Origin of the sequence: Modicisalibacter ilicicola DSM 19980 (genome assembly GCF_900128925.1) — a bacterium.
Taxonomy (GTDB): domain Bacteria; phylum Pseudomonadota; class Gammaproteobacteria; order Pseudomonadales; family Halomonadaceae; genus Modicisalibacter; species Modicisalibacter ilicicola.
Genome location: NZ_FQUJ01000024.1, coordinates 1 through 7,405, shown reverse-complemented (window position 1 = coordinate 7,405; position 7,405 = coordinate 1). Strand labels below are relative to the sequence as shown.

General features: G+C 62.7%; 8 protein-coding genes. 5 read left to right on the top strand and 3 right to left on the bottom strand.

Annotated elements, in window-relative coordinates; all coding sequences use genetic code 11:
* Positions 1-307: 307 nt before the first annotated feature.
* The 5 genes from BUA41_RS17815 (at position 308) to BUA41_RS17795 (ending at position 4,766) form a co-directional block, all read left to right on the top strand.
* Complete coding sequence (locus BUA41_RS17815) at positions 308-1,756, top strand: MBL fold metallo-hydrolase RNA specificity domain-containing protein (RefSeq protein WP_245791958.1); 1,449 nt, start codon at positions 308-310, stop codon at positions 1,754-1,756.
* 94 nt (positions 1,757-1,850) lie between these two features.
* Positions 1,851-2,063, top strand: coding sequence for a DUF2281 domain-containing protein (locus tag BUA41_RS19760; RefSeq protein ID WP_371829250.1), 213 nt, complete (start codon positions 1,851-1,853; stop codon positions 2,061-2,063).
* A 109-nt stretch (positions 2,064-2,172) separates the two neighbouring features.
* Complete coding sequence (locus tag BUA41_RS17805; protein WP_072825440.1) at positions 2,173-2,775, top strand: Yip1 family protein; 603 nt, start codon at positions 2,173-2,175, stop codon at positions 2,773-2,775.
* Positions 2,776-2,989: 214 nt separating this feature from the next.
* On the top strand, positions 2,990-3,805 hold the full coding sequence (locus BUA41_RS17800; protein WP_072825438.1) for a motility protein A: 816 nt from the start codon (positions 2,990-2,992) through the stop codon (positions 3,803-3,805).
* Positions 3,806-3,869: 64 nt separating this feature from the next.
* Positions 3,870-4,766 (top strand): OmpA family protein, encoded by an 897-nt coding sequence (locus tag BUA41_RS17795; RefSeq protein WP_072825436.1) that lies wholly within the window; start codon positions 3,870-3,872, stop codon positions 4,764-4,766.
* Here the strand turns inward: BUA41_RS17795 and BUA41_RS17790 are convergent.
* The 3 genes from BUA41_RS17790 to BUA41_RS17780 all read right to left on the bottom strand — a co-directional run bounded on the left by BUA41_RS17790 (position 4,745) and on the right by BUA41_RS17780 (position 6,717).
* The gene (locus tag BUA41_RS17790; RefSeq protein WP_072825434.1) at positions 4,745-4,918 is read right to left on the bottom strand and encodes a DUF2256 domain-containing protein; all 174 of its coding nucleotides are present in this window, start codon (positions 4,916-4,918) and stop codon (positions 4,745-4,747) included. The two genes, BUA41_RS17795 and BUA41_RS17790, sit on opposite strands and share 22 nt — an antisense overlap.
* A 19-nt stretch (positions 4,919-4,937) precedes the next feature.
* A complete protein-coding gene (locus BUA41_RS17785) occupies positions 4,938-6,212 on the bottom strand; it encodes a DASH family cryptochrome (RefSeq protein WP_072825432.1) in 1,275 nt (424 codons plus the stop codon).
* 238 nt (positions 6,213-6,450) lie between these two features.
* Positions 6,451-6,717 carry a DksA/TraR family C4-type zinc finger protein gene (locus BUA41_RS17780; protein ID WP_072825430.1) on the bottom strand — a complete coding sequence of 89 codons (267 nt, stop codon included), beginning with the start codon at positions 6,715-6,717 and terminating at the stop codon, positions 6,451-6,453.
* Positions 6,718-7,405: the final 688 nt, after the last annotated feature.

Sequence of the window (7,405 nt, the reverse complement as noted above, 5' to 3'; positions counted from 1 at the left end):
AGCCACCTGTAGGAGCTCGCTTCAGCGAGCGAGGGGTTGGCCGAAATCGCCCGATAAATCGGGCTCCTACCCAACCCTTTGGTAATAGCCACCTGTGGGAGCTCGCTTCAGCGAGCGAGGGTTGGCCAGAATCGCCCGAGGAACCGGGCTCCTGCAGAACCCTTTGATAACAACCACCTGTAGGAGCTCGCTTCAGCGAGCGAGCTGTAGTGCAGGTACTTGCAAGATAAAGAAATCGATGCGCTTTCCGATAGAAAGAGCGGTGATACCGGCCATTCAGGGCTGGTGCTTTCGAGGGAGTCCATCCGTGAGCGCGAACATCGGCTTTACCCACCATGGCGCCGTCGAGGGCGTGACCGGCAGTTGTCATCAGCTGCATTTCGGCGACGGACGTTCGCTGCTCGTCGACTGCGGCTTGTTCCAGGGCGAGGAGGGCGGTGAAGACGCCCTGGCGCGCCATCGCATCGAGTTCTCGCTCGCGGGCGTCCAGGCGCTGGTGGCGACCCATGTGCATATCGATCACATCGGGCGGTTGCCATATCTGTTCGCCGCGGGGTTCGATGGGCCGATCCTCTGCAGCGAGCCCTCGGCGAAGCTGTTGCCGCTGGTGATCGAGGATGCGCTGAAGATCGGCTTTACCCGGGACCGGCAGTTGATCGAGCGCTTTCTCGAGCGGGTGGAGGCGCATCTGATTGCGCTGCCTTACGGCCGCTGGCACACGCTGATCGATGATGCTTCCCGGCGCGTGCGGGTCAAGCTGCAACGGGCAGGGCACATCCTCGGCTCGGCCTACGTCGAGGTGGACGTGCTCGACAAGACGATCTCGGCGACACCGCGGCAGTCGCAGCGCGTCGTGTTCTCCGGCGACCTGGGCGCGCCCTATTCGCCCTTACTGCCGGCGCCGCGTTCCCCCTACCGCGCGGATGTGGTGGTGCTGGAGAGCACCTACGGCGACCGGTTGCACGAGGATCGTCGCCATCGCCGTTCGCGCCTGAAGGCGGCCCTGGAGCGGGCGCTGGCCGATGGTGGCACGGTGCTGATTCCGGCATTCAGCATCGGCCGCACTCAGGAACTGCTCTACGAACTGGAAGGCCTGATTCACGAGGGGGCCAAGCGTGGAGAGCGCGTCGGCGGGCGTGGCTGGGATGCGCTCGAGATCATTGTCGATTCGCCCCTGGCGGCGCGCTTCACCGAGGTGTATCGCGAACTGGCACCGTTCTGGGATGCGGAGGCGCGTCGCCGGGTCGCGCACGGTCGACACCCGCTGGATTTCGACAGCCTTTATACCGTTAACTCCCATGAGGAACACGAGCGTGCCGTGGCCTACCTGGCAAAGACGGGGCGCCCGGCGGTGGTGCTGGCGGCGAGCGGCATGGCCGCCGGTGGACGTATCGTCAACTACCTCAAGGCGATGATTGGCGAGCCACGGCACAACGTGCTGTTCGTCGGTTATCAGGCGGAGGGCACCCCCGGGCGCGCCATTCAGGAATACGGCCCCAAGGGCGGCTGGGTGGAGCTGGATGGCGAGCGCTTTACCATTCGCGCCGGGGTCGAGAGCCTGACGGGGTACTCGGCCCATGCCGACCGGCAAGACCTGGTCAATTTCATTCGTCGCATGCGCCATTGGCCACGCCAGGTGCGCCTGGTGCATGGCGATGCCGATGCCAAGCAGGCTCTCAAGGAGGCACTGCTTGCGGAAGCGAAACGACATGAGTGGGCAATGGAAGTGGTGATTGACCGAGCTGCGTTTGACTAGTCGTTCAGGCGCCTGCTAGAGGTGGGTGTGCTATGCTTCCGAGTATTCGATCAATGTTGCCAACAATAGGCAAGTATCTATGTAACTTGAAGAATTGCTGGCCAGAGTGAGTCGCTTACCGCCATTTCGACAGCAAGAAGTACTAGATTTTATCACCTTTCTGGAGCAGCGATATGGGCAATCCGCCGTGCAAGCTACTGATCATGAGGATTGGCCGGAAGAGCAGTATAAAGCCATGAGTGTGGATCAGACCATGCGCGGCTTGACCGATGAGCCCGATCTCTACTCCGAAAGCGATCTCAATTAAGTCGCCATGATTCAACTTGCCGCATGTCTTCTATACTGCCGAATGGGACAGACGTTACCCTTGATGATGGGCGTCGCGACAGCAAGCAGGGCAATGGAGGACGGATTCTATGCTGACCCACGTATGGGGGCTGATGGCCCATCCCAATCGCGAATGGAAGCAGATCCAGAGCGAGCGGGAAACGATCACTCACCTCTATGCGCATCATGTTCTTGGATTGGCGGCGATCCCAGTGATTTGTGCGTTCATCGGCACGACGCAGGTCGGCTGGAGCCTCGGCGAGGGTCACGCCATCAAGCTCAAGCTGGATGACGCCCTCTACGCGGGTATCGTCTTCTACCTGACGATACTGGCTGCCGTGGGCTTCATGGGCAGCGTGATTCACTGGATGGCCAAGCGTTACGCCCGGCCGCCAAGCCGGCGGCGCTGCATCATCTTCGCCGGCTATGTGGCCACGCCCATGTTCCTGAGCGGCCTGGTGGCGCTCTATCCATTGATCTGGCTATGCCTGCTGGCGGGTATCATCGGCCTTTGCTACAGCGCCTACCTGCTCTATCTGGGCATCCCGAACTTCCTCGGTATCGACAGGAAGGAAGGCTTTATCGTCACCGGCTCGACCCTGGCGGTCGGCGTCCTGGTCCTCGAAGTCTTGCTCGGGGCCACGGTGCTGCTGTGGGGCTATGGCGCGCGGCTACTGCTGGGTACTTATTGAGGCAGGCGTCGCTGGGCTGGCTGCTCGACTCTCCACCCGCGCATCTTGATCGAGTCTCTCCTCCGCGATAAGCCTGGTTTCGCGTTGAGGGTGGGCGGGTGTGGCCCTAAGAACGCACAAAATGCAGCCCCTTTTCATCGCTTTGCCTCTTGGCTGCCCCGCTATGATGGTGCCACTCCTCAAGCGATCGCCCATCGATGGGCCAAGGCGCCGCATGAATGCATCCACGCTGATCGGTATCGTTGCCAGCCTGCTGCTGCTGGCCTCGGTTCTTTTGCTCAGTGCCGACACGGCAATGAGCTTCCTCAACCTGCCCGGACTGATGATCGTGATTGCCGGCACCCTGGCCGCCACCTTCATCAGTTACCCCTTGCGCGAGGTAATGAGGCTCGTGCGCGTGGTCCGGGTCGTCTTCCATCGCGAGAACTGCTATGTCGAGGAGGACATCCGCGAACTGGTGGCCATGGCACGGCTGTGGTTCCAGGGCGACATCCGGGCGGTGGAGCGCGCGTTGAAGCAGACGCGCAATCCTTTCCTGCGCACCGGGGTGCAACTGGTCATCGACAATACCAAGGAAGCGGAGATCATCGACCTGCTGCGCTGGCGCATCGCGCGTCTCAAGGCCCGGGAGCTCGCCGAGGCGCAAATCCTGCGCACCATGGCGGCCTATGCGCCGGCCTTCGGCATGATTGGTACCCTGGTGGGGCTGGTCAACATGCTGCAGACCATGAGCGCCGGTGACCTGGCGGTCATCGGCCCGGGCATGGCCGTCGCGCTGCTCTCCACCTTCTATGGCATCCTGATCGCCAATCTGGTGTGCAAGCCCATCGCCGTCAAGCTCGAACGCCGTACCGAGCAGCGCCTGATCGCCATGAACATGGTGCTCGAAGGCGTCTCGCTGATCGCCAAGCGGCGCCTGCCTTCCTTCGTCGAGGAAACGCTGAACTCCTTCGTCGCCAACTACCACGACGAGATCCGCGACCCCGAGGAGCCCGTCACCGGCAACGCGAGCGTGACGGTCAATGCCTGAGTTCCCTCGCCACGGGGCGCACCACGAACACTCGAGCCCTGATCGGGCAGGGCTGGACAGCCTGATGACCCTGCATCCCGAGGACCGTGGCGGCGATGGCTGGATGATCAGCTACCTGGACATCATGACCCTGCTGGTGGCCCTGTTCGTGCTGCTGGTGAGCCTGAATGGCGCGGCGGGCGGCGCCGATGAGCGTGAAGGCCCCGCCAGTGCTCCCTTGGCTTCCCTGGATGCCATCAAGGCGGCCAACCAGGTCGTGCCCAGGCCGAACCTGCTTCCCGAGGCGTTGCAGGCCGCCACGCGGGTCGCCTCGAGACCGCGGCCGCAGGTGAACGAGACGGCCGTGAACACGGCACGCCAGGTCGCCACGCCGCGACGGATAACGTCGCAGGCCATCGCGGCGGCCGAGGCGGTGGCGCGGGCCAAGCTGATCCAGACGCAGACCATCGCGGCCTCGTTGAAGGTGGCGCGCACCCTGAAGGTGAGCGCGGAAGCCCAGGCGGCGGCCATTCAGGTCGCCGGTGCCTGGCAGGTGCGGCAATCCGAGAAGGCGCTGCCGGTGATCGAGGGTGTCGAGGTATCGCGGGTCAAGGGCGGCATCAACCTGCGCATCCAGGATCATCTGCTGTTTGATTCCGGCGATGCAACGCTCACCGATGCCGGCGAAACGGTGACCCAGGAGCTGGTCGCCACCCTCGAGCGCTACCAGGGCACGATTTCCGTCGAGGGGCACACCGACAGCGTGCCCATCCGTACCGAACGCTTCCCCTCCAACTGGGAGCTTTCCAGCGGCCGCGCCACGGCGATCCTGCGCTACCTCAATCGCGCGGGCATCGACGCCTCGCGCCTACGTGCGGTGGGTTATGCCGACACAAAGCCCTTGCAGGACAACGACACGGAAAAGGGGCGCGCCGCCAATCGGCGGGTGGAGGTGATCATTCATGAGCCGGAGGCGGGTTGATCGCCGGCGGTTGAAGCCTGCCTGCCCCGGCGCCGACAGCGCTCGGAACAGTACACCACCGAGTCCCAGTGGCGCGCCCATTTCTTGCGCCAGGCGAAAGGGCGCTCGCATACCGGGCAGGTCTTGGTCGGCAGGTGGGGTTTACGATGCATATCGGGGAATCCTCTGGTCTTACCCGTTCAGCCATCTCGCGATGAACGTGCCTTGCGGATCGTACTGCGCGGTCTGCTTGGCCAGATCGAAGCGGCGCAAGCCTCGCGGGTCGGCGCCGACACCGCCCAGGTACTGCCAGTTGCCCCAGTTCGAAGCCACATCGTAATCCACCAGCTGCTGCTCGAAATAGGCCGCTCCCCATCGCCAGTCCTGGTTCAATTCATTGATCAGGGCGCTGGCCACCAGTTGTCGGCCGCGATTGGACATGTAGCCGGTGGCGTTTAGCTCGCGCATGCAGGCATCGACGATGGGCAGGCCGGTCTCGCCCCGGCCCCAGGCGGCGAACCGTGCCCGGTCGCGATCCGGCCTCGGTGACTCGCCCTTGAGCCCACTCAAACGGAACAAGCGGGCACCGTGGGCATGGGCGTACCACTGGTAGAACTCTCGCCACAGCAGCTCGAAGTAGAGCCAGTAGGTGGATTCGTTGGCCCCGACCCGTTGCTCGAAATCCCGCAGGCGTTCGATGACCAGGCGCCCCGACAGCGCGCCATTGGCCAGCCAGGCGGAAAACTTGGAGGAGTTCTGCCAGCCTTCCAGCGCATTGCGGGTCTGCTTGTAGTGCAGTGGCAAGGAGCCGCCGAAATAGGCATCGAGGTGCGCGAGCCCCTCGCGTTCGCCGCCCCGGAAGGCGGAGTCGGGGTCATCTGTGGTCTCGGGCATTGGTGGCGGTGAGGGTGGCGATGAAAGAGAGGCGTTGTCGACGGGCGGTGGCAGAGCCTCCGGCGCCGCCACTGGCGCTGCAATGCCCAGGGGCTCGACGCGCTTGCGAAATTGCGTGAAGGAACCGGGCAATTCATCCAGCGTGAAGGGCAGGGCGTCTCGATCGAACAGCGTGTGGGTGACCCGCTCCGCGAATTCGACATCAGGCCAGCGACGCTGCAGGGATTCCCACGCCTTTTCCAGGTACCAGTCGGCACTCTGGCTGCGGACCACCACGTCCACCCTGTGCTGCTCGATCAACGCATCCAGCGCCGGGCCTGGCGATCGAAAACACCGGATCAGGTGCTGGCCGCGAGCCGCAAGGCGCTGCTCCAGGTCGTCCAGGGTCTCGTTCAGGAAACGCCAGCGATGGCGCCCCAGGCGCGCGCTGCCGAATTCGCCGGTCTCGAACCAGGCAGGATCGATGCAATAGACGCAAAGCAGCCGATCACAACGGCGCGTCGCGTCCAGCAGAGTCGCGTTATCATGCAGGCGCAGGTCCTGGGTGAACCAGTAAAGGCCAGTGATGCTCATAGGCGAGCGGAAACGCCAGCTTTATAATAATTCATACGCACCTGACCTTAGGAATCACTGCATAAATGCCTACACAAACGAATTGCTGCGTTGCGCGGTGCTAGAAAACTCGCCTAACTCCATGTTATGTCTCGTTTTCTGCGCTCCGTGCGCCTTGCACTTCATTTCGCTCGGCGCTTTATTCAGCAATTCCTTTCCTCCCGGGAAACGGCCCACCAGCGATGTGAGATTTCCGAAGCTAGCGTAGCTGGCTATCCTTGCTGCCGCGCCGGTTGTAGCCGCTGAAACCGGAGCGTTGCTTGTCGCGTTCGCTCTGGCAGGCGATGCACAAACGCACGCCCTTCACGGCCTCCCGCCGCGCCTGGGGGATCTCCTCGCCGCACTCCTCGCAGTATTTCAGGCTTTCGCCACGGGGGAGCTGACTGCGCGCTCGTTCCAATGCATCCTCGACCGTGCTGTCGATCTGATCCTGCACGGCCCCATCTCTCGACCACCCGCCCGCCATGTCATTCTCCCTCGAGGCATCTCGTGCTGTTATCCACTCTTGTTCCCATAGTTTGAGATACTAGCCGAGCCTTGGCCAATTGTCCGAAGACGCCTGAGCATTCAGAAGTTGACTGATTCATCGGGCGATTTCAGCCAACCCCTCGCTCGCTGAAGCGAGCTCCTACAAAAGCCCAGATCTCGGGTCTGGTAGGAACCCGATTCATCGGGCGATTCTGGCCAACCCCTCGCTCGCTGAAGCGAGCTCCTACAGGTGGTTGTTATCAAAGGGTTTGTAGGAGCCCGATTCAGCGGGCGATTCCGGCCAACCCCTCGCTCGCTGAAGCGCGCGCCTACAGGTGGTTGTTATCAAGGGTTCTGCAGGAGCCCGATTCATCGGGCGATTTCAGCCAACCCTCGCTCGCTGAAGCGAGCGCCTGCAGGTGGTTGTTATCAAAGGTTTTGTAGGAGCCCGATTCATCGGGCGATTCACCCCTCGCTCGCTGAAGCGAGCTCCTACAAAAGCCCAGATCTCGGGTCTGGTAGGAGCCCGGTTCTCTGGCGATTCTGACCAACCCTCGCTCGCTGAAGCGCGCGCCCGCAGGTGGCTGTTATCAAAGGGTTGGGTAGGAGCCCGATTCATCGGGCGATTCTGGCCAACCCTCGCTCGCTGAAGCGCGCGCCTGCAGGTGGCTGTTATCAAGGTGTCT

Coding starts and splice junctions, on each gene's coding strand:
- BUA41_RS17785 (WP_072825432.1), bottom strand. CDS start 6,212: ATGAGCATCACTGGCCTTTACTGGTTCACCCAGGACCTGCGCCTGCAT.
- BUA41_RS17780 (WP_072825430.1), bottom strand. CDS start 6,717: ATGGCGGGCGGGTGGTCGAGAGATGGGGCCGTGCAGGATCAGATCGAC.
- BUA41_RS17805 (WP_072825440.1), top strand. CDS start 2,173: ATGCTGACCCACGTATGGGGGCTGATGGCCCATCCCAATCGCGAATGG.
- BUA41_RS17790 (WP_072825434.1), bottom strand. CDS start 4,918: ATGCATCGTAAACCCCACCTGCCGACCAAGACCTGCCCGGTATGCGAG.
- BUA41_RS17795 (WP_072825436.1), top strand. CDS start 3,870: ATGACCCTGCATCCCGAGGACCGTGGCGGCGATGGCTGGATGATCAGC.
- BUA41_RS17800 (WP_072825438.1), top strand. CDS start 2,990: ATGAATGCATCCACGCTGATCGGTATCGTTGCCAGCCTGCTGCTGCTG.